The organism is Streptococcus infantis (assembly GCF_047463175.1).
Lineage (GTDB): Bacteria > Bacillota > Bacilli > Lactobacillales > Streptococcaceae > Streptococcus > Streptococcus infantis_AC.
In genome coordinates this window covers 32,378-53,599 of record NZ_JASHEJ010000005.1, presented here as the reverse complement: position 1 = coordinate 53,599, position 21,222 = coordinate 32,378, and the positions used below count along the sequence as shown (strand labels likewise).

Below are 21,222 nucleotides of genomic sequence, written 5' to 3'. Positions count from 1 at the left end.
AAGTGAAAACAGAGGTGTTTACTTATGGAAGAGAAACAATCTTTATGGATGAAATTAGAAAAAACAGTTGGTTTGCAAAAACTGATTGCCTTGATTGCGCTTATTGTAATTTTCGCATTCTTCGCTATTTCTAGTGAGTCTTTCCGTTCGTTTGATACGGCGGTTAGTATCTTGGATGCTTCGTATTACATTGGTTTCTTAGCAATTGGGGTTACATTTGTTATTATTACAGGTGGGATCGACCTTTCAATCGGGACAGTGATGATGTGTTCAGCTATTATTGGTGGTGTCCTCCATACAAAAATGGGCTGGCCACTGTGGCTCTCTTTATTGGCCATTCTAGTGGTAGGAGTTCTCTTTGGACTATTAAATGGAATAATGGTTGCTAAATTTGGATTGCCTCCATTTATCGCAACCCTAGGTACGATGATGATATCTCGTGGACTTAGTTCTATTGTTTCTAATGTTCAGAGTGTGACTTTCCCACTCCGTGGGACAGGTGAAGGTTGGTATAAGGATTTATTCCGTACCCAAGACAATTTCCCTACTGGTTTGATTGTATTGATTGTCCTTGCTGTCCTTGCAGCTTTAGTTTTGAATAAGACAAAGGTGGGACGTTATATCTTTGCGATTGGTTCCAATAAAGAGGCGACTCGTTTATCAGGAGTTAACGTTGTTAAGTGGGAAGGTATGGCCTATGTTATAGGTGGTTTATTTGCAGGACTTGCTGCAGTTGCCTATGCTGCTACTTACTCTACTATTTTACCTGGTACAGGTAATGGGATGGAATTAGATGCAATTGCAGGTGTTGTAGTTGGGGGAACTTCTCTTGCTGGAGGAGTTGGCTCAGTCGTAGGTACTATCATTGGGGTATTCATCATGTCTGTATTGAAAATCGGACTCCCTTATATCGACCTCCAGCCTCACTATCAACTCTTCATCACAGGTTTCGTTGTAATTGTCGCAGTTTATTCCGATATTTTGATTCGTAGGAATAAAAAGAAATAGTCAATGCTAGAGGAATACAAAAATGGCATTCCTCTCTTTATCGGGTGAATAATCACTCTTCAAATCTTAGATAAAAATAATAAAAAAGGAGCAACTATCATGAGAAAATCATTTAAGTTTGCTATTATTGCCGCAGCAGCTGTGTCTGCATTTGCTTTGACAGCTTGTTCATCTTCTAAGACAACAGATGGTACTAAGGGTGGATCAGCTAGTGGTGATTACAAGGTAGAAGTAATCGCTAAAGGTTTCCAACATGACTTCTGGAAAGCTGTTAATAAAGGGGCTGAAAAAGCGGCTGATGAACTTGGTGCTAAGATTACCTTTGTAGGACCACAAAATGAAACTGCTATTGCAGAACAGCTTGAACAACTTAACAATGCTATCAATAAGAATCCGAAAGCAATCGCTCTGGCAGCCTTAGATACAGAAGCAGAACTCGATGCTATTAAACAAGCACAATCTAAGAATATTCCAATTATTGGATTTGACTCAGGGGTTCCAGGGGCACCAGAAGGAGCAATTAAAGCAACTGCTTCTACAGATAACCATGCTGCTGGAGGAAATGCAGCAGAACATATGTTCCCTCTAATCGAAAAGAAAATTGGTGATACTCCTGTACGTATTGGTGTAGTTTCTCAAGAAGCTAACTCTCTTTCAATCACTCAACGTACATCAGGATTTATCGATAAGATGGTTGAGTTGATTGAGAAGAAAGGCGTCAAAGTAGCTGTTGTTGGACATGATAAATTTAAAAACAATGTAGCTGAATCAGATGCTAAAGTTATCATTGAAGTTCGTGTTCCTGCTCAAGTAGATGACGCTGCTGGTAAAACAGAAGCTTCTACAGTACTTGAAAAGGCAGATACTATCGCAATTTATGGTTCAAATGAATTTGCTGCTAAAGCAATTATCAATGCAAATGGTAGTTTTAAAGAATCAAAACTTGGTGCAGACAAGATTATTGCAGTTGGATTTGACTCAGGTGCTCTTCAACAAGATGCAATTCGTAATGGTGTCTTTGCTGGTTCTGTAACTCAAGATCCAATTCAAATCGGTTATCAAGCTGTAAAACTTGCGGTTGAATCAGCTCAAGGTAAAGAAGTAAAAGATGTTGATACAGGATCTAAATGGTACGATGCAAAAAATATTGATTCTGATGAAATCAAAGCATTGTTGTATCAATAAATCGATTATATTCGAATAGAGAAGGAGCTTTAAATGACATTGATAAAAATACTAGCTGTTGATTTAGGTGCAAGTTCTGGTCGTGTCATGCAAGCGATTTATGATGGAGAACGTCTCCAATTGTCAGAAGTTCATCGTTTTAAAAATGAAGCGGTAACTGTCAACGATGGATTGTATTGGAATATTCTTCACTTATTCAATGAAATCAAGACAGGGATAAAAAAAGCTTCTCGTGATCAAATCCCTATCCAATCTATTTCTGTCGATACATGGGGAGTAGATTACGCTTATCTTGATAAAAATGGGGACCTGCTTTATCAGCCACATTGTTATCGTGACAACAGGATGGGACGCTATGAGGATGAATTCTACAAGTTAGTAGACAAGCAGACTTTGTTTACTGAAACGGGAGTTCAACCAGCGACTTATAATACAATTTTACAACTGTACGCTGATATCAAAGAAAAACCGGAACTCATAGAGGTAGCTGATCATGTTCTGTTTATGCCTGACTTAATTAACTATCTCTTATCAGGTGTACTGGTAAATGAATATACCATTGCCAGTACGAGTGGTTTGTTAAATAGTCAGACCCAAACTTGGTCTAGCAGTTTGTTTGCACGCTTGGGACTTCCTGAAAAATGGTTTTCTAAGGTTAGCAAAGGAGGGACAGTATTAAGAAATCTTTCTCCAAGAATTGCTCAAAACTTGAAAATCGAACCTTTCGATGTCATAGCTGGAGCTGGACATGACACAGCAGCAGCGGTATTAGCAGTGCCTTATGTCGATGAACAACCAACAGTATTTATCTCTTGTGGGACTTGGTCTCTTGTGGGAATGGAGAGTCAAACAGTTTTGACTAGTTTGGAAGCTTTAAATGCAGGCTTGACAAACGAAGGTTGTTTTGATGGTGGAATTCGTCTCTTAAAAAATACAACAGGTTTGTGGATTATCCAAGAGTTACAGAGAGATTGGCAACTTCAAGGGGAGGAAATAGGCTTTGCAGAAATGGTTGTATTAGCGCGTGAGGTTAAGGATAACCGAAGCTTTATTAATCCAAATGCAACAATCTTTGCTTCTCCTGGGGACATGGAAGAAAAAGTAAAAGACTACTGTAGAATGAGTGGTCAAATTGTTCCAGAGACTAAGGGAGAAGTTGTTAGGACAGTTCTTGAAAGTCTGGCCTTGGCTTATCATCAAACAGTTGAGCAACTAGAAGAGTTAACAGGTAAAGAGATTGCCCGTATTCAGATGGTGGGCGGTGGTATTCAAAATGAGCTTTTATGCCAGTTGACTGCCAATTTTGCTCGTAAGCCAGTCATTACAGGACCGATTGAAGCTAGTGCTCTGGGGAATGTTTTGTCTCAATTGTTAACTTTGGGAATTGTTCAGTCAAGAGAGGAAGCACAAAATCTCATTCGACAATCAGAATTACTGAAAAGTTATGTAGTAGAAGATTTGGATAATGTCGAAACTAGTCAACAGTTTTTCAAGTCATTAGTAGAGAAGGGGGAGTAAATGTTAAAGAATATTCCTAAAATTATTAGCCCAGAGCTAGTTAAGTATCTAATGGAGATGGGACATGGAGATGAGCTAGTAATAGCTGATGCAAATTTCCCAGCTCACAGGATCGGACAACGCGTTGTTCGTTGTGATGGTCATGGAGTTCCTGTGATTTTGGATGCTATTTTGCAACTACTACCTCTCGATACATACAGTGACTATCAAGCAGGCCTTATGCAGGTTGTACCAGGAGATCCAACTATTCCAGTTATTTGGGATGAATATAAAGCCTTACTTGGAAAGTATCATACAGGTGCATCTATCAAAGAGTTTGAACGTTTTGAATTTTACGATCAGGCAGAGAAAGCTTATTTAGTGATTCAAACTGGAGAAAGTGCTCTTTATGGAAATATTATCCTGAAAAAAGGCGTTTTGTAAAAAAATAAGAGGGATGTGGGGCTTCCCACTCCCTTCCTTTGCGATTTATTTGTTAAAAAAATCACAAATATTTGAAAATATAGAAAATATATTATATAATTAACCTAAATATAAAGCGTGAAAAACGCAAGGAGGAAAAAATATGGCAACATTTTACGTTCCAGCAGTCAACCTTATTGGTAAAGGTGTGGTAAATGAAGTTGGGCCTTATGTTAAGGAGTTGGGCTATACTAAGGCTCTTTTGGTGACAGATAAGTATATCGAATCAAGTGATATCTTGCCCAAAATTTTAAAACCTTTAGATGATGAAGGGATTGCTTACGTTATCTTTAGTGATGTTGAACCGAACCCTACTTGTAAAAATGTTATGGATGGAGTCGCTGCTTTGAAAGAGCATAACTGCGACTTTATCATCTCTGTCGGTGGTGGATCTCCACAGGATGCAGCTAGCTGTATTTCTGTAATCGCTACTAATGGCGGTAAGCCACAGGATTATGAAGGTTTGCATAAGTCTGCTCAAAAAGGCCTTCCTGTTGTAGCTATCAATACTACTGCAGGTACATCAGCAGAAATTACCATCAACTACGTTATCACTGATGAAGAGCGTAAGGTTAAAATGGTAATGGTTGATAAGAACAGTCTTGCTCTTATCTCTGTTAATGACCCTGAATTGATGATTTCAAAACCTCAAGCTTTGACTGCTGCTACTGGTATGGATGCTCTTACTCACGCTGTTGAAGCTTTGGTAACACCAGGTGCTTATGATGTGACTAAGAAACTCTCTATCGGAGCTATCGAGCTAATCAAAGAATATCTTCCACGTGCAGTAGAAAACGGACACGACATCGAAGCTCGTGAAGGTATGGTTAATGCTATCTTCCTTGGAGGAATGAGCTTTAACAATGCTGGACTCGGCTATGTTCACTCAATGGCCCACCAATTGGGTGCTGTCTATAACTTGCCTCATGGCGTGTGCTGTGCTATGCTTTTGCCAGTCGTTGAGCGTGAAAATGCCAAACGTGTACCTGTAGCCTTCCGTAATGTTGCTAAGGCCTTGGGTATGCAAATCGAAGGAAAATCAGATGAAGAATGTGCGGCTTATGCTATTTCTGAAATTGAAAAACTTTCTGAAACTGTCGGTATTCCTAAGAAATTGACAGAACTTGGTATCGAAGAAAAAGACTTTGACTTTGAATACCTTTCTAAGAATGCCTTGATTGATGCTTGTGCACCAGGTAATCCATTCATGCCAACTTTGGAAGAAACTATTGCTTTCTATAAGGAATTGTTCTAAGCAAAGCTCCTTTGGAAAATTTTTTAGGGATTGTAAATTTAAGATTCTTACATTAGGAATTCCTCCCGAATATTCAAATAATGTATTAGGAAACCAAATACTATTCCTATGATTTAAAACTAATAATATTTAAGAAGAACTATCCTTGTGATAGTTCTTTTTTTAAAAATTTGATATCCTAGACATATGAAAAGAATCAAAATTGATGTTGTAGTTGTTCCTTTAAGTGGACATTTGTACCCAACAATGAATTTATTAATACCCTTACTTAATAACCCTCGATATGATATTCGCTTATTCACTGGTCCTCAAAAGAAAGACGTTGCTGAGTCTGCAGGTTTTCATGTAGTTCCAATACTAGAAAATCACATTGAGGATTTTGAACGTGCAGCTAATAATGATCAGCAATTAGGGATATTATCAGCTTATCAACAACTTTCTTCTAGTATTGATTTAATTAATTTAGTTTCTGATCAGTTATTGAAAGAGTGGCAAAAGAATCGCCCTGATATCGTCATTGCTGATTTTATAACCTTGTCTGGAGGTTTAATAGCTAATCAACTTGGAATTCCTTGGATAACTACCATGGCTACACAATTCGTTTTAGAAACGACAGATGGTCCTCCTTGCTTCTTTGGTGGACTGGGAAGTCCCAAGAATGGTTGGCAAGCTTCGGTCCAATTCCTAGGGAGAAAAGCAACCCGTTTAGTGAAACGTATAGTATCTTTTTTATTGCGCGATCGTTTAAAGAGATATGATTTTAAATTATATAATCAACTTGGTCATGAAACCATTTATTCTCCATATTCAATTCTTGGTATCGGTATGAAAGAAGTAGAATTAAAAAAGGGATTTCCAAAACACTACAAGTGGGTTGGTCCTTCTGGTGCTTCGATTGAAGCAGGAGAGAATTATCCTTTAGATTTGTCTCCTTTTATGGAGCGAAAGAAAGTTTTGGTGACGTGTGGGACACAACTAGCTTGGGCAAAAGAAAATCTTATTTATCAAGCTACGCAACTTGCAAAAGATCATCCTGATTGTCACTTTTTTGTAACTCGTGGTGTAGGTGGAGAGGCCTTCCAATGTGAAAATCTCATAGAGAACCTTTCCGTAGTTTCTTATCTACCTTATAAGGAGTACATTTCCCAGATGGATTACGTGATTCATCACGGGGGAGCTGGGATTTTTTATCAATGTATCATTTATGGTAAACCAGCTTTGATATTACCTCATGATTATGATCAATTTGATTATGCCGTTCGTGGGGTTGAAGCCGGTGTTGCTTTCTCAGCTAAAAGAGATAGTAGCAAGGCCATTGGACAAGCCTTTGAGGAGCTGTTAGCTAAAGAAAATTGGCCAGAATTAGAGACTTTGCGCCAAGCAGCACAGTCTTATCATCCGACGGAAATGTTAGAGAGAGAAATCCATCGTCTGCTAGAAGATAAGGAGAAGGGAAAATGAAAACAGTTTTAGTAACTGGAGCGACAGGTTTCTTGGGTAAATATGTCGTTGAAGAATTAGTCGAGCATGGCTATCAGGTTCGAGCTTTTGGTAGAAACAGTAAGGTTGGTTGCTCTTTAGAGAATTCTTCGGTTAGTTTTTTTCAGGGTGATTTGACCAAAGCTGATGATGTGCTAGAGGCTTGCAAGGAGATGGATCTGATCGTTCATGCGGGAGCCCTGTCAACAGTTTGGGGCCCGTGGGAAGATTTTTATCAGGCTAATGTTTTAGGAACTAAATATGTTCTCGAGGCATGTCGCCAAACAGGTATTCAACGTTTAGTCTATGTATCCTCACCAAGCATCTATGCTGCTCCTAAGGATCAGTTGGCTATCAAAGAAAGTGATGCTCCAGAGGAAAATAATCTCAATAACTATATCCGTAGCAAATTAGCTTCGGAGAAACTCTTTAAAGATTATCCAGATGTTCCGAGTATCATCCTGAGACCTCGTGGGCTTTTTGGGATTGGGGATACCAGTATTTTGCCACGTGTGATCAATCTTAGTCAAAAAATAGGAATTCCTTTGATTGGAGATGGGCGTCAGCTCATGGACATGACTTGTGTGGAAAATGTTGCTCTGGCAATCCGTTTGGCCATAGAAGCTCCAGAAGCTAAAGGTGAGTTTTATAACATTACTAATGGTGAACCGAGGGCTTTTAAAGATTTGCTAGAGGAAAGTTTGACAGGTCTGGATTATCCAATCAAATATAGAAAAATTCCAGCATCTCTCTTATCAGGAATTGCAAGTAGTTTAGAATTTATATACAAGACCTTGAACCTTAAAGGGGAGCCCCCTCTAACTCGATATACCTATTATCTGCTTCACTATAGTCAGACTCTTGATATTAGTAAGGCTGAGAGGGAATTGGGGTATCATCCGAAAATTAGTATTTCAGAAGGGATTGAACAATATGTCCAAGATTATCGAAAGCATTGAGTATTTCCCAGCGGGATATTGTACGAGTTATGCCGGTTTGCTATTCAAGGGTGTCAAGAATAGAAAGATGACTTTCCCCGCAGGAGTGTTCCTTATCAAGCATAGGGATAAGGGCTATCTGCTCTATGATACTGGCTATCACTATGATATTAAGACGAAATTTCGTTATGCTTTTTACCGTTTGGGGACGCCAGTTCAAATGACGGAGAAAGATCAGATTTCGCACTTGCTAAAAGATAAAGGGATCAAACCAGAAGAAATCAACTATGTCTTGCTGTCTCATCTACATCCAGATCATTTGGGAGGAGCTAGCTTCTTTCCGAATGCAAACTTTATCTTGACCCAGGAAGTCTATGATGTTTATAAGAAACCAAAACTAAAAGATTTAATTTTTAAAGAATTTTTGCCGAGTGACTTCGAGGAAAGATTGACAGTCATCAAGGAAAATCAGCAAAATGCTAACTTTAAGTATCGCCCTACCATCGATCTTTTTGGAGACGGAAGTATCCTTGTATCTTCTATTGATGGGCATGCTAAGGGGCAAGCTTGTCTCTTTATTCCAGACTATGATCTCTTTATCGCAGCAGATCTTTGTTGGGGAATAGACCTCTTACCTTACACCAAACAGATGCATCTGATTCCTTCCTTGGTGCAAGATAGTAAGGATGACTATATCAAAGGAACGGAGCTCTTGGAAGAGGTTTTAAAGGATGGAATAGAAGTGCTAGTTAGCCATGACCCTGTAGAAAGGATTGACCGGATCTTGTATGAAAAAAATAACCTTTCTTAAAACCTTTATCCAAACTCGCTGGCTTCATAATTTTAAGTCTCGAGAAGCTTTAGAAAACTATCAGAAAAAGCAACTGGCTGCCTATATGAACTTTCTCAAACGTGAGTCCCCTTATTTTAAAAATGGTGTACCTAATGACTTTGACCATATGGACAAGGCTTTTATGATGAGTCATTTCAATGAGCTCAACACCCAAGGTGTGGATCGAGACGAGGCCTTGGCTTTGGCTATCGAAAGTGAAAAGACCAGGAATTTTACAGAGCTCAAGGGAGAAATAGCTGTTGGGTTGTCTTCTGGAACATCTGGACACCGGGGCCTTTTTATCACAACTGAAAAAGAGAGAAGTATGTGGGCAGCAGCTATCTTGGCAAAGATGTTGCCCAAGGGCCAACTTTTTGGGCACCGCATAGCCTTTTTCCTCAGAGCGGATAATGAACTCTATCAGACCATCAATACGGCACTTATTCATTTAGAGTACTTTGATATTTTCAAGAATACAGATGAGCATATCGAGCGTCTCAATAGTTATCAACCGACTATTGTAGTGGCACCTGCTTCTATGTTGATTGAATTGAGTAAGCGCCTAAAAGCAGGAGAGCTTAAGATTCAGCCGCAAAAAATCGTCTCAGTGGCAGAAATCTTGGAAGATAGTGATAAAGAGCGAATATCGAACGCTTTTGAGTTGCCGATTATTGACCAAGTCTACCAGGCAACCGAAGGTTTCCTAGCTTGTACTTGCTCGGCTGGGAATCTTCATCTCAATGAAGACATCATTTTTGTAGAAAAACACTACTTGGATGACCGACGTTTTTATCCAGTCATTACTGATTTTAAGCGGAGCAGTCAGCCTGTTTATCGCTACCAGCTCAACGATATTTTGGTCGAAAATCCTGAACCTTGTCCATGTGGATCGCATTACACAAGGATTGACAAGGTCGAAGGGCGTTCTGACGACATCTTCTATTTTGATGGACAAGATGGAGGTCAGGTAACGATTTATCCTGACTTTATCAGACGTTGCATTCTCTTTGTGGAGAATGTTGGAGATTACCAAGTCAAACAACATTCTGAGAAGCTAGTGGAAGTTTGTCTGAGTCGAAGAGATGAGAAAGTAGAGACAGCAATCGCAGAGCAGTTTCGACTTTTGGCGCAACAAAAAGAGTTTAAAGAACCTGAAATACAATTTTCAGATTATCATTGGGATACAAGTCGTAAGCTCAAACGTATCCAACGTTTATGAAAGGACAAAAAATTATGACAGAAGTAAAAAGACATGTAGAAATTGCAGGTTATGGAGTCTGCCTTCCAAAAAACACGGTGCAATTTAAAGACCAGACCCGTCATCGTGTGGTTGAAAATGAAGAAACGCAACTAGATTTGGCAGAAGCAGCTATCCAAGCTGCGCTTGAAAATGCAAATTTGAGTATGAAAGACATTGATTGCCTGGTATCAGCTAGTGCGGTTGGTGTTCAGCCGATTCCTTGTACGGCAGCTTTGATTCATGAACGTTTGGCAAAAGGGCTCTCTATCCCAGCTATGGATATTAATACGACTTGTACAAGTTTTATCTCTGCTTTATCAACCATGTCACATTTGATTGAAGCTGGGGAATACCGTCGTGTTTTGATTGTATCCAGTGAAGTTGGTAGCTTGGGCCTTAATCCAAAGCAAAAAGAAAGTTATGAACTCTTTAGTGATGGAGCGGCTGCCTTTATTTTCCAATCAAGTGATAAGGATAAGGGAGTGATAGCAAGCCTTCAACGTACTTGGTCAGAGGGGGCTCACGATACAGAGATTCGTGGAGGCTTAACTGCTTATCAGCCAAAAGAGTACTCTGAAGAGACCAAGACAAATTTTATGTTTGATATGAAAGGCAAGAAAATCCTCTTGCTTTCTGCTCGTGTCATTCCAGAAATGTTCCAAGAATTCCAAGAGAAATCTGGTATTTCTAAAGATGCTGTAGACTATATTATTCCCCACCAAGCTAGTCGCGCTCTTCCTTTGGTCATGGGAAAACTGGGTGTAGATGAAGACAAGTACCTTAATCTCGTTACGGATTATGGAAATATGGTCTCCGTTGCTGTACCTTTTGGTTTGGCCTATGCACTCGATCATGGCTATGTAAAAGAAGGAGATACCATCTTCTTGATGGGAACTGCAGCTGGTATGACGGTCAATATGTTGGCTTTGAAATTGTAAAATAATAGCAGGCACCTATAAGTGGCCTGCTTTTTAATTTAATTTTAAACGTAGAACTATCGGCCTATACAGAAAAAGCTTGATAAGTTTTATGAAACTAAGTATACTAGAAGGTAACAAGCGTTTTCAGACAGTATATTAGGGAGTATACTTAGAAATTGAGAGGGAAATATGGGAATCAGAAAATTTCGCTTATTAATGTCCAAGTATGGCTTTAGTATTGCGATTATCCTTATAGAATTAGTTCTTGTTTTCGGAATTATTCTTTACATGAGCCAGATTGCTCCGATTATTTGGGTGACTCTTGTATTTTTGATTAGCGTAGCAACCGTTATAGCGATTGTCAATCGTTCAATGTCACCTGAAAGCAAAGTGACTTGGTTGATTGTGACTTTTGTACCGGTGTTTGGTCCACTGCTTTATCTCATGTTCGGTGAGAGAAGACTATCAAAAAAAGAACTGAAACAACTCCAGGAATTGAATTCTATTGCATTTCATGAGAATAATGGGCGCCAACTCCATTTACAACTACAGGAGACAGACAAACCAGCTTACGGAATTATCAATGCCTTGCTACATATGGACAGTAATGCAGGAGTCTATGACCAGACAGATTCGCAATTTTTCGCAAGTGGTGAGGAAATGTGGCAACAGATGCTGGAGGATCTTAAAAGAGCAGAAAAATTTATTTTTCTAGAATACTACATTGTCGAAGAGGGCTTGATGTGGGATAGCATGCTCGAAATTCTGGAAGAAAAGGCAGCTCAGGGAGTCGAGGTCAAGATGCTCTATGACGACATCGGTTGTATGGTGACTTTGCCTGGGGATTATACTGTTTATTTGCGTTCTAAAGGGATTGATGCTCATAAATTTAATAAGGTAATTCCCCGTATGACAGTAGCCTATAATAACCGTGACCACCGGAAAATCTTGGTTATTGATGGGCAGATTTCCTACACTGGTGGGATCAACCTCGCAGACGAATATATCAATCATATTGAACGTTTTGGACACTGGAAAGATAGTGGAATTCGGATAGATGGTCCGGCGACTCAAGCCTTTACCAGACTATTTCTCATGAACTGGTACATCAACTGTGGGGAAATCAGTGACTTTGATCAGTATCATTTGAAAAATCAGACACGGTCTGGTAGCGGTCTTTGTATCCCATACGGTAGTGGACCGAAACCAATCTACCAGATGAAGGTGGGTAAAATTGTCTATCAAAATCTGATTAATCAAGCAGAGGATTTTGTTTATATTACAACGCCTTATCTCATTATCGATTATGATTTAACAGAGGATATAAAGAATGCGGCTATGCGAGGCGTAGATGTACGAATTGTAACTCCATATATACCGGATAAAAAACTCATTCAACTTGTAACACGGGGAGCTTATCCAGATCTTTTATCTGCGGGTGTTCGCATTTTTGAATACACACCTGGTTTTATCCATAGTAAGCAAATGATTGTTGATGATCGATTCGCGGCTGTAGGTACTATAAACTTGGATTATCGTAGCTTGGTTCATCACTATGAAAATGCAGTACTACTCTACAAAACAGAGTCAATCGCGGATATTCGCAAAGATTTTGAAGAAATTTTTGAACAATCTCAAGAAATCTTCTCGGATACCATAAATCTTACATGTTATCAAATGATGATTAAAGAAGTGACACAGTTATTTGCACCTATGCTTTAATTGAAAGAATTAACTGAGAATAGATGATTAGAGGAGAGGTTGGGACAAAAGTCCTAGCCTCTCAATTTTCTTTGGATTGTCGAGCAAGACGCAGTGGTTGAGTGGGCTTTACTACGCTGATTTCATCAGCTTTTACAGCCCTACTCAACTGTGCGGAGGTGGGACGACGAAATCGAATTCTAACGAATTACCGATTTCTGTCCCACTCTCTTTTCTGTAAGCAGTTTCCTTGACATCTTATTTATTTTTCGTTATCATATGTCCATATAATATATGGGAGTCTGTGTACAGTCTGAGAGGAAGTGTTAAACTTCGACCGCACCTGATCTGGGTAATGCCAGCGTAGGGAACAAAACTTAGCCTAATTTTGCACCTTTTGATCCAAAAGGTGGACAAGGCAGAAGCCATTGCCAAAGCAGATGAAATTCTTGCTACCTTTCAGTTGACGGCTGTAAGGGATAAGTACCCTCATGAACTCAGTGGTGGGATGCGCCAGCGTGTTGCTTTACTCCGTACCTACCTTTTCGGGCATAAGCTCTTTCTTCTAGACGAGGCCTTTAGCGCTTTGGATGAGATGACTAAGATGGAACTTCATGCCTGGTATCTGGATATTCATAAACAGCTAGGCCTGACGACGCTCATCATCACGCATAGTATCGAGGAAGCCCTCAATCTCAGCGACCGCATTTATATCTTGAAAAATCGCCCTGGGCAGATTGTTTCTGAAGTCAAACTCGACTGGTCTGAAGCCGAAGACAAGGAAGTTCAAAAAATTGCCTACAAACGACAAATTTTAGCGGAATTGGGCTTAAATAATTAGAAATGAAGAGAGTTGGTGAAGTTTATTCTTTACTTGCTCTCTTTTTTCTATAAATGGAAATCCTGATAGATAAAAAGTGATATAATTGACGTATGGTGATGTGATGAAAAAAGAAGAAATTAAAAAATATTTAGATACAGATCTTGAATTTAATGTTAATGGCCGAGGTGCTTGTTTCTTATCCAGCATTTGTGTAGTTGGATATGATTATGAAGGCCAGCAGTTTGATACAATTGATCAAGCTATGGAAGCTAAAGTTTTTGACGGGAAAAGTTTAGTGGATATATGGGATGAAATTTTTCCACAAGTATCATAAAATCAAAATATGGTCATATTTTATTTCAATAGATGATGGAAAGGCCCTAAATAATGTTAAATAATGAACTAAATGACTACAGCAAACAAGACCCATTCGATGAAATAGATGAACCCATTATTTCGGAGTCTAATCTTGAAGGGTACAGTGATTTTTACAAAGATAGTGAAGATTCAAAAGTTTGGTGGATTGATAAGATAGGTGTTATAGGAGAGTTTCTGTTCAGCTTTGATAAGAAAAAATTTATAACCTTTTTCTTGACTATCCTCACAATATGACTGAAGAAGAGGTTGAAATTTTTGATAGAGAAAATTCTTACTGGAGAGATTTTTTCTCGGATAGAAAGTTGTAAAATATTTGTTTAGATTAGGGATTTTTATTTTGCTTTCAAGGCCCTTTTAGGGCTCTTTTTTGTAGACTTTTTTAGGAACTTTCAAGAAAAACTAAGGCGATTTAATGCCTAATTGTTTTTAAAGAAACTCAGTATTTCCAAAGTCTTAGCCTTTAAAATTTGACTTATAGAGTTGTAAATGATAGTATAGTCAAAGATAGTCAAAGTTTAAGAAGGAGGTAGCAAGCTATGAAATTTAAAAATACATCGGACCATATTGAAGCCTATATCAAGGCGATTTTAGAACAATCTGGTATCGTCGAATTGCAACGAAGTCAGCTAGCGGATACCTTTCAAGTCGTACCTAGCCAGATCAACTATGTGATTAAGACTCGTTTTACAGAGAGTAGAGGATATCTAGTTGAGAGTAAACGTGGTGGTGGAGGTTATATTCGCATTGGTCGTATTGAATTCTCTAACCATCATGATATGCTCCGCGATTTGTTGTATTCAGTGGGTGATGAGGTTAACCAAGTCATCTTTGAAGATGTCTTAAGACTCTTAGTCGAACAAGAACTCATGACCCGCCAAGAGATGAATCTATTGTTAGCTATGGGGACAGACCGAATTCTAGGTGAGGAAGCTAATTATATTCGTGCCAATATGCTTCGTCAGTTGTTGCATGAAGTAGATAGAAAAGGAAAATAAAACGACATGAAATATTCAAAAGCATTGAGAGAATGCATCGATAGCGCCTTTCTGGTAGCGAGTCGCTTTGATGCAGATTACCTAGAGTCTTGGCATTTGCTGATTGCCATGGCCAATCATAGCTACAGTGTTGCTGGAGCAACTTTAAATGAATTTCCGTATGAGATTGATCGTTTAGAGGAAGTGGCTGTAGAGTTGACAGAAGCCAACTATAACCACAAGGAAGATTACAAGGAACTCCCATTTTCCTATCGTTTGAACGTCTTGATGTTGGAGGCGGAACATGTTGCTTCGGTGGTACATGCCAAAGCATTGGGAACAGAGCATCTTCTCTACGCTATCTTGCATGATGGCAATGCCCTAGCTACTCGCATTTTGGAAAAAGCAGGATTTTCTTATGAAGACCAGAAAGATCAAGTCAAGATTGCTGGGCTTCGTCGTAGTCTTGAAGCGCGTGCTGGTTGGACAAAGGAAGATTTGAAGGCTCTGCGTCAGCGCCACAGATCAGTAGCAGATAAACAAAATTCTATGGCAAATATGATGGGTATGCCTCAAACTCCAAGTGGTGGTTTGGAAGATTACACTCATGACCTCACAGAGCAAGCTCGTTCAGGCAAATTGGAACCAGTTATTGGACGTGACCAAGAAATCTCTCGTATGATCCAAATCTTGAGTCGAAAAACAAAAAACAATCCAGTTCTAGTTGGAGATGCAGGTGTCGGTAAAACAGCTCTAGCACTTGGTCTTGCGCAACGAATTGCCAACGGAAATGTACCTGATGAGATGGCTAAGATGCGAGTCCTAGAACTTGATTTGATGAATGTGGTTGCGGGAACCCGTTTCCGTGGAGACTTTGAAGAACGTATGAACAATATTATCAAAGATATCGAGGAAGACGGTAAGGTTATCCTCTTTATCGATGAGCTTCATACCATTATGGGATCAGGAAGTGGTATTGATTCGACCTTGGATGCGGCCAATATCCTGAAACCTGCCCTAGCGCGTGGAACTCTGAGAACTGTTGGGGCAACCACTCAGGAAGAATACCAAAAACACATCGAAAAAGACGCAGCCCTTTCTCGTCGCTTTGCAAAAGTGATGATTGAGGAACCAAGTGTGGCTGATAGTATGGCTATCTTGCGTGGCTTGAAAGCAACTTATGAGAAACACCACCATGTCCAAATTACAGATGATGCAGTCGAAACAGCTGTCAAAATGGCACATCGCTATTTGACTAGTCGTCACTTGCCAGACGCAGCCATTGATCTTTTGGATGAAGCGGCAGCAACTGTCCAAAATAAATCGAAGCACGCTAAAAAAGATGAGTCAGGTTTAACAGCAGCAGACAAGGCCTTGATGGATGGCAAATGGAAACAAGCAACTCAGCTCATTGCAAAAGAGCAGGAAGTTCCGGTCTATAGAGATCTGGTAAAAGAATCAGATATTTTGACAACACTCAGTCGCTTGTCAGGTATTCCAGTTCAAAAATTGACACAAACGGATGCCAAGAAGTATCTCAATCTTGAAACTGAACTGCATAAACGTGTTATCGGTCAGGAACAAGCGGTATCAAGCATCAGTCGTGCCATTCGCAGAAATCAATCAGGTATTCGCAATAACAAACGTCCAATTGGATCCTTTATGTTCCTAGGACCAACAGGTGTTGGTAAAACCGAATTGGCCAAAGCCTTGGCAGAAGTTCTTTTTGATGACGAGTCAGCCCTCATTCGTTTTGACATGAGTGAATATATGGAGAAATTCGCAGCCAGTCGTCTCAATGGAGCTCCTCCAGGTTATGTAGGCTACGAAGAGGGCGGAGAGTTGACCGAGAAGGTTCGTAACAAACCGTACTCAGTCTTGCTCTTTGACGAGGTAGAAAAGGCCCACCCAGATATCTTTAATGTGCTCTTGCAGGTCTTGGATGATGGTGTCTTAACAGACAGTAAGGGTCGCAAGGTTGATTTTTCAAATACCATCATTATCATGACATCAAACCTTGGTGCAACAGCTCTTCGTGATGATAAGACAGTCGGTTTTGGAGCTAAGGATATTCGTTTTGACCAAGAAAATATGGAAAAACGGATGTTCGAAGAGTTGAAAAAAGCTTATCGTCCAGAATTCATCAACCGTATTGATGAAAAAGTGGTCTTCCATAGCTTGTCAAGTCAAGATATGCAAGAAGTGGTTAAGATTATGGTCAAACCATTGATTGCAAGTCTTGCAGAAAAAGGAATTAACTTGAAACTCCAAGCATCTGCCCTTAAGCTTCTAGCTCAGAAGGGATATGATCCAGAAATGGGAGCTCGCCCACTGCGCAGAACTCTGCAAACAGAAGTAGAAGACAAACTAGCAGAACTCCTTCTTACAGGTGAATTGAAAGAAGGTAAGACACTTAAAATTGGTGTCAAAGCTGGTCAATTGAAATTCGACATTGTATAAAACAAGAACTATTAATCTATAATTTGTAGATCCACCCTCTTTATTGCCATCAAAAGCAGAAAGGAAGTAGAAGATGATGAATCAGATAATTCCAACCGGGATGACAGAAAAAGAGTACTTTGAAGTTCACGCTAGTCAAGCTGAATTTTTAGACTGGTACCACAAGCAAGCACTCCCTCAGTATGAAAAACCAAGTGTGACTGTGGATATGGTAGCCTATTGCTTTGCAGAAGGGAAAATGAAACTCTTTCTGATTCGTCGGAAGGCACACCCTTTTCAAAATTGTTTAGCGCTAGTTGGTGGTTTTATGGATAAAGGGGAAGATGCTGCCCATGCTTGTCAACGTGAGGTAAAAGAAGAAATTAATCTTGAACTTCCACTAGAAAAGATTGAACAGTTAGTGACAGTATCTACTCCTGGTCGTGATCCCAGAGGTTGGACAGTTACCATTGCCCACTTGGTTTACCTACCTAGTCGAGCTCTTGACTTAGTCCAGGCAGGAGATGATGCAAAAGAAGTCGTTCTTGTAGATGTTGATTTTCACACAGGCAAGTGTTACTTGGATGGCAAAGAACTTGACGAGAAGGACTTTGCATTTGACCACTTATCCATTATTCAAACATCCATCAAGAAGATTCAAGAAGCTATCGACTATGACGCTCGTTTCCTTTATTTACTAGAGGATGAGTTCACAGTGGATGATGGGTTAGCCCTCATTGAGACTCTATGCCCAGGCAAATCATGTACGAGTGATAGTTTCTTATCGAAATATGGTCATAGCATAGAGGAAGTTGGATTTAAACGGATTCCTCAGAAGGAAGTTATCACTATTTATCGATTAAAATAAAAAAGTGAGGTCGGGATTTTCTCGACCTCTTTTTGTTTAAGGATGTTTATCTTTATTAGAATTGCTCATGATTCGAATGAATAAATCTTTGTATTTATATTTTAAATAATGTTCGTGTAAATACAATAAAGCCACGTAGACAATCATGAAAATGGCAGTTAGGTAGAACAAATCAAATGTTGTTTGAGCGTAATGAGTAGCACCCCCATAAGAAACGAAAGCAGCTAAAATCAACCAAGGAAGATACTTGTAATAGTTTCTTAACATAAGCCTACACCTCCAATATCTTATTTCAATTTTATTATAGCCCTTCAAGAAAAAAATGCAAGCGATTACACTTATAAAATATAGTATTTTTAGTAGGAAAAATTTCCTGTTTTTTAAATTTTTAACGAATAATAGAGATAGGAGGATTAAAAAAAACAAATATAAATAAAAACCAAAACCATATATAAATAGTTGACAAACCCTAAAACAAATATTACAATAACATTACAGAAGTATTTCATAACATTTCAAAAAGATTACATGGGAGGCGCATCATGAAAACAAAACATTCAATTCGTTTACTAGCAGTAGCAGTATTGGCTTCAACTTTGCTTTTAGGAGCATGCGGAAATAAGAAAGAGAACACTGCAAGTGATAATTCTAGTAAGACAACACAAGCATCTTCTAGTTCTAAGGCGAGTTCTTCAAGTAAAGAGAACAAAACTCAGAAATCATCAAATTCAACTTCATCAGAAAAAGCTAAGTCATCATCTTCTGATCAGTCAACGACTACTGCTAATCAATCGCAAGCAACACCAGCACCAGAAACAAAACAAAATCAAGAACCTTCTGCTAAGCAAACCCCTTCTCAAGCCCCATCCAATCAACAAGGAACACAAGCAAACCCGAATCAGTCAGCTTATGATCCAGCAACTGATCGCAAACTTCAAGACAAGCAGGCAGAACACAACAAACGTTATAAAGGCGTCTTGACCATGGTGGACAAAGATTTTTCAGCTGTGGCTGGAAATTGGAAGGGTACTAATGGTGAAACTATCACTGTTTCATCAGGTGGTCAGTTTACAGTAGAATCTGCCGATGGTAAGAAAGAAAACTATTCTATCCAAAGCTATTCTTATACCCTTGATGATGGAAAATACAATGCTGAAGTGGGTGGAGGAAAAATTATCCAAATTACAACAGGGGCAGATGGTACGGTATCTAGTGTTGTTTTGATTCAACCATAGAATCTGGCGGTAAAACTTTTAACAAAACAAATGAAAATCCGTAACTCAGTTGAAGTTACGGGTTTTTGTTGTCTCTTATACCTTCTCTAACTGCAAGAGGGCTTCAATCTCTGCCAGAGTGCTGGCTTGTGAAATGGCTCCACGGAGTTTAGCAGCGCCAGATGTTCCACGGAGATAGTGAGGAGCCAGTCCACGGAACTCACGGACAGCGATATTCTCACCTTTAAGGTCAATCAAGCGTTTCAAGTGCTCGTAGGCGATTTTCATCTTGTCTTCGAAGGTCAGATCAGGCAGGATTTCTCCAGTTTCAAAGTAATGATTGATTTGATTGAAGAGGTAAGGGTTGCCCATAGCTGCACGTCCAATCATAACGGCGTCAGCACCGACTTCCTCGATGCGTTGTTTAGCTTCTTGGACTGTGCGGATATCGCCGTTGGCGATAAATGGAATCTTGGTAAGAGCTTGCGCAACCTTATGAAGGGTCTCTAGGTCCGCGTGACCAGTGTACATCTGTTCACGTGTACGGCCGTGCATAGCGAGGGCAGAGACACCTGCAGCTTCGGCAGCTAGGGCATTCTCAACTGCTAGGGATGGGTCAGACCAGCCCGTACGCATTTTGACAGTGAGGGGGATATCAAGGACAGATTGAACCTTGTTGATGATAGAGTAAATCTTATCTGGGTCCTTGAGCCACATAGCCCCAGCTTCGTTTTTCACGATTTTGTTAACTGGACAGCCCATGTTGATATCCACGATATCTGTCTTGGTGTTTTCTTGGATGAATTCTGCTGCGCGTGCGAGACTGTCTTCATCGCTACCAAAAAGTTGGATGGAAACAGGGTTTTCGCCCTCGTCGATATGAAGCATGTGTAAGGTTTTTTCGTTGTTGTATTGGATACCTTTGTCAGAGACCATTTCCATAACAACGAGGCCTGCACCAAGTTCTTTTGCGATAGTACGAAAGGCTGAGTTGGTCACACCTGCCATGGGTGCGAGGACCGTTCGGTTTGGGATCTCGACGTTCCCAATCATAAAAGGTGTATTAAGATTTGTCACGAATGAGTTCCTCCAGGTCGTTTTCATCAAAGTTATAAGTTGTTTGGCAGAATTGACAAGTGATTTCTGCCCCGTGGTCTTCACCCTTCATTTCCTGTAAATCTGAGCTTGGGAGGCTAGCGAGAGCATCCATAAAGCGTTCTTTGCTGCAGTCGCATTGGAAACGAATTTCTTCTTCGAACAGACGTTTGTAGGGCTCGTCACCATAGATGGCCTTGAGAAGGGCTTCAATATGGTCATCGCTTTCCAGAAGTGTAGAAATAGCAGGCATTTCTTGGATTCGTTTTTCAAAACGTGCGATTTCTTCCTCTTTGGCATTTGGCAATACTTGGAGCAAGAAACCACCTGCAACTTCGACCTTGTCGTCTTTGTCTAAAAGAACATTGAGGCCAACTGCTGAAGGCGTTTGTTGACTTTCTGTAAGATAGAAAGCTAGGTCTTCACCGATTTCTCCAGAGATAAGAGGCGTCATGGAATTATAGGGATTTCCAGTGCCATAGTCTGTAATCACTAGAAATTGACCGTTTCCGACAAAAGGTCCAACGAGGACTTCTCCTGTTGCAGTCTTTTTAATATCAACTCCAGGGTTTTGAACGTAGCCTTTGACGTTACCCTTGGTATCTGCAACTGTGATAATGGCACCGAGGGAGCTAGTTCCAAGAACCTTGACGGTTAGCTTGGTATTTCCTTTTTCGTTGGCAGCGAGAATTTGGCTGGCGATAAGGGTACGGCCAAGTGCAACAGTTGAACTGGCTTGAGTTTGATGTTTTTCTTGAGCAGTGCGGACGGTTTCCGTGCTGTCAAGAACGAAAGCACGAAAAGCTCCGCTTTCTGATATAGTTTTAATAATTTTATCCATAGCTACTATTTTAGCATAAAAATGCCCAAAGAGGGAGTGGTGTGTTTGCTGT

Annotated in this window: 19 protein-coding genes and 2 pseudogenes; 18 read left to right on the top strand and 3 right to left on the bottom strand. The window is 39.9% G+C overall.

The genetic code is table 11. The features are described from left to right. The first annotated feature begins 24 nt into the window (after nt 1–24). From QM859_RS08815 to QM859_RS08735, 17 genes and pseudogenes are all read left to right on the top strand, one after another. Nucleotides 25–1,008: an ABC transporter permease gene (locus QM859_RS08815; protein ID WP_075231112.1), complete on the top strand. Its 984-nt coding sequence runs from the start codon at nt 25–27 to the stop codon at nt 1,006–1,008. A gap of 99 nt (nt 1,009–1,107) precedes the next feature. Then, nucleotides 1,108–2,193 (top strand): ABC transporter substrate-binding protein, encoded by a 1,086-nt coding sequence (locus tag QM859_RS08810; protein ID WP_414262810.1) that lies wholly within the window; start codon nt 1,108–1,110, stop codon nt 2,191–2,193. Nucleotides 2,194–2,226: 33 nt separating this feature from the next. Further along, nucleotides 2,227–3,711 carry a rhamnulokinase gene (locus tag QM859_RS08805; RefSeq protein ID WP_414262809.1) on the top strand — a complete coding sequence of 495 codons (1,485 nt, stop codon included), beginning with the start codon at nt 2,227–2,229 and terminating at the stop codon, nt 3,709–3,711. Then, nucleotides 3,712–4,134, top strand: coding sequence for an RbsD/FucU family protein (locus tag QM859_RS08800; protein ID WP_061863936.1), 423 nt, complete (start codon nt 3,712–3,714; stop codon nt 4,132–4,134). Between the two features lie 142 nt (nt 4,135–4,276). Beyond that, a complete protein-coding gene (locus tag QM859_RS08795) occupies nt 4,277–5,428 on the top strand; it encodes an iron-containing alcohol dehydrogenase (RefSeq protein WP_075230326.1) in 1,152 nt (383 codons plus the stop codon). A gap of 186 nt (nt 5,429–5,614) precedes the next feature. Next, nucleotides 5,615–6,889, top strand: coding sequence for a glycosyltransferase (locus QM859_RS08790; RefSeq protein ID WP_414262808.1), 1,275 nt, complete (start codon nt 5,615–5,617; stop codon nt 6,887–6,889). After that, nucleotides 6,886–7,866: an NAD-dependent epimerase/dehydratase family protein gene (locus QM859_RS08785; RefSeq protein WP_414262807.1), complete on the top strand. Its 981-nt coding sequence runs from the start codon at nt 6,886–6,888 to the stop codon at nt 7,864–7,866. Before QM859_RS08790 ends, QM859_RS08785 begins: the two co-directional genes overlap by 4 nt. After that, entirely contained in the window at nt 7,841–8,656 is an 816-nt protein-coding gene (locus QM859_RS08780) for an MBL fold metallo-hydrolase (RefSeq protein ID WP_414262806.1), read from the top strand. Before QM859_RS08785 ends, QM859_RS08780 begins: the two co-directional genes overlap by 26 nt. After that, nucleotides 8,634–9,896 carry a F390 synthetase-related protein gene (locus QM859_RS08775; RefSeq protein WP_414262805.1) on the top strand — a complete coding sequence of 421 codons (1,263 nt, stop codon included), beginning with the start codon at nt 8,634–8,636 and terminating at the stop codon, nt 9,894–9,896. Before QM859_RS08780 ends, QM859_RS08775 begins: the two co-directional genes overlap by 23 nt. A 14-nt stretch (nt 9,897–9,910) precedes the next feature. Beyond that, a complete protein-coding gene (locus tag QM859_RS08770; protein ID WP_414262804.1) occupies nt 9,911–10,855 on the top strand; it encodes a 3-oxoacyl-[acyl-carrier-protein] synthase III C-terminal domain-containing protein in 945 nt (314 codons plus the stop codon). Between the two features lie 171 nt (nt 10,856–11,026). After that, nucleotides 11,027–12,559 carry a cardiolipin synthase gene (gene cls, locus QM859_RS08765; protein ID WP_414262803.1) on the top strand — a complete coding sequence of 511 codons (1,533 nt, stop codon included), beginning with the start codon at nt 11,027–11,029 and terminating at the stop codon, nt 12,557–12,559. A 358-nt stretch (nt 12,560–12,917) separates the two neighbouring features. Beyond that, nucleotides 12,918–13,379: pseudogene (locus QM859_RS08760) on the top strand (ATP-binding cassette domain-containing protein); the annotation flags it as partial. 103 nt (nt 13,380–13,482) lie between these two features. Further along, complete coding sequence (locus QM859_RS08755) at nt 13,483–13,695, top strand: hypothetical protein (RefSeq protein ID WP_414262802.1); 213 nt, start codon at nt 13,483–13,485, stop codon at nt 13,693–13,695. Between the two features lie 53 nt (nt 13,696–13,748). Next, nucleotides 13,749–14,047, top strand: a pseudogene (locus QM859_RS08750) (DUF7675 family protein). 228 nt (nt 14,048–14,275) lie between these two features. Then, nucleotides 14,276–14,734 (top strand): CtsR family transcriptional regulator, encoded by a 459-nt coding sequence (locus QM859_RS08745; protein ID WP_006147752.1) that lies wholly within the window; start codon nt 14,276–14,278, stop codon nt 14,732–14,734. A 6-nt stretch (nt 14,735–14,740) separates the two neighbouring features. Beyond that, nucleotides 14,741–17,173, top strand: a complete 2,433-nt coding sequence (locus QM859_RS08740) for an ATP-dependent Clp protease ATP-binding subunit (RefSeq protein WP_414262800.1) — start codon at nt 14,741–14,743, stop codon at nt 17,171–17,173. A 73-nt stretch (nt 17,174–17,246) separates the two neighbouring features. Further along, complete coding sequence (locus QM859_RS08735; RefSeq protein WP_004254048.1) at nt 17,247–18,020, top strand: NUDIX domain-containing protein; 774 nt, start codon at nt 17,247–17,249, stop codon at nt 18,018–18,020. 36 nt (nt 18,021–18,056) lie between these two features. On the opposite strand, the gene QM859_RS08730 is transcribed toward QM859_RS08735, so the two are convergent. Further along, nucleotides 18,057–18,287 carry a hypothetical protein gene (locus QM859_RS08730; protein WP_004254045.1) on the bottom strand — a complete coding sequence of 77 codons (231 nt, stop codon included), beginning with the start codon at nt 18,285–18,287 and terminating at the stop codon, nt 18,057–18,059. A 275-nt stretch (nt 18,288–18,562) separates the two neighbouring features. Between QM859_RS08730 and QM859_RS08725 the strand changes: the two genes are divergently transcribed. Next, nucleotides 18,563–19,255, top strand: a complete 693-nt coding sequence (locus tag QM859_RS08725) for a hypothetical protein (RefSeq protein WP_414262799.1) — start codon at nt 18,563–18,565, stop codon at nt 19,253–19,255. Nucleotides 19,256–19,330: 75 nt separating this feature from the next. Here the strand turns inward: QM859_RS08725 and dusB are convergent, their stop codons facing one another. Both dusB and hslO read right to left on the bottom strand, forming a co-directional pair. Next, nucleotides 19,331–20,311: a tRNA dihydrouridine synthase DusB gene (gene dusB, locus QM859_RS08720; RefSeq protein WP_006147761.1), complete on the bottom strand. Its 981-nt coding sequence runs from the start codon at nt 20,309–20,311 to the stop codon at nt 19,331–19,333. After that, nucleotides 20,298–21,170 (bottom strand): Hsp33 family molecular chaperone HslO, encoded by an 873-nt coding sequence (hslO, locus tag QM859_RS08715; protein WP_414262798.1) that lies wholly within the window; start codon nt 21,168–21,170, stop codon nt 20,298–20,300. Before hslO ends, dusB begins: the two co-directional genes overlap by 14 nt. Nucleotides 21,171–21,222: the final 52 nt, after the last annotated feature.

Excerpts from the sequence above, each read along its gene's own strand:
- QM859_RS08815 (WP_075231112.1), top strand. The coding sequence starts at position 25 with ATGGAAGAGAAACAATCTTTATGGATGAAATTAGAAAAAACAGTTGGT.
- QM859_RS08810 (WP_414262810.1), top strand. The coding sequence starts at position 1,108 with ATGAGAAAATCATTTAAGTTTGCTATTATTGCCGCAGCAGCTGTGTCT.
- QM859_RS08805 (WP_414262809.1), top strand. The coding sequence starts at position 2,227 with ATGACATTGATAAAAATACTAGCTGTTGATTTAGGTGCAAGTTCTGGT.
- QM859_RS08800 (WP_061863936.1), top strand. The coding sequence starts at position 3,712 with ATGTTAAAGAATATTCCTAAAATTATTAGCCCAGAGCTAGTTAAGTAT.
- QM859_RS08795 (WP_075230326.1), top strand. The coding sequence starts at position 4,277 with ATGGCAACATTTTACGTTCCAGCAGTCAACCTTATTGGTAAAGGTGTG.
- QM859_RS08790 (WP_414262808.1), top strand. The coding sequence starts at position 5,615 with ATGAAAAGAATCAAAATTGATGTTGTAGTTGTTCCTTTAAGTGGACAT.
- QM859_RS08785 (WP_414262807.1), top strand. The coding sequence starts at position 6,886 with ATGAAAACAGTTTTAGTAACTGGAGCGACAGGTTTCTTGGGTAAATAT.
- QM859_RS08780 (WP_414262806.1), top strand. The coding sequence starts at position 7,841 with ATGTCCAAGATTATCGAAAGCATTGAGTATTTCCCAGCGGGATATTGT.
- QM859_RS08775 (WP_414262805.1), top strand. The coding sequence starts at position 8,634 with ATGAAAAAAATAACCTTTCTTAAAACCTTTATCCAAACTCGCTGGCTT.
- QM859_RS08770 (WP_414262804.1), top strand. The coding sequence starts at position 9,911 with ATGACAGAAGTAAAAAGACATGTAGAAATTGCAGGTTATGGAGTCTGC.
- cls (WP_414262803.1), top strand. The coding sequence starts at position 11,027 with ATGGGAATCAGAAAATTTCGCTTATTAATGTCCAAGTATGGCTTTAGT.
- QM859_RS08755 (WP_414262802.1), top strand. The coding sequence starts at position 13,483 with ATGAAAAAAGAAGAAATTAAAAAATATTTAGATACAGATCTTGAATTT.
- QM859_RS08745 (WP_006147752.1), top strand. The coding sequence starts at position 14,276 with ATGAAATTTAAAAATACATCGGACCATATTGAAGCCTATATCAAGGCG.
- QM859_RS08740 (WP_414262800.1), top strand. The coding sequence starts at position 14,741 with ATGAAATATTCAAAAGCATTGAGAGAATGCATCGATAGCGCCTTTCTG.
- QM859_RS08735 (WP_004254048.1), top strand. The coding sequence starts at position 17,247 with ATGATGAATCAGATAATTCCAACCGGGATGACAGAAAAAGAGTACTTT.
- QM859_RS08730 (WP_004254045.1), bottom strand. The coding sequence starts at position 18,287 with ATGTTAAGAAACTATTACAAGTATCTTCCTTGGTTGATTTTAGCTGCT.
- QM859_RS08725 (WP_414262799.1), top strand. The coding sequence starts at position 18,563 with ATGAAAACAAAACATTCAATTCGTTTACTAGCAGTAGCAGTATTGGCT.
- hslO (WP_414262798.1), bottom strand. The coding sequence starts at position 21,170 with ATGGATAAAATTATTAAAACTATATCAGAAAGCGGAGCTTTTCGTGCT.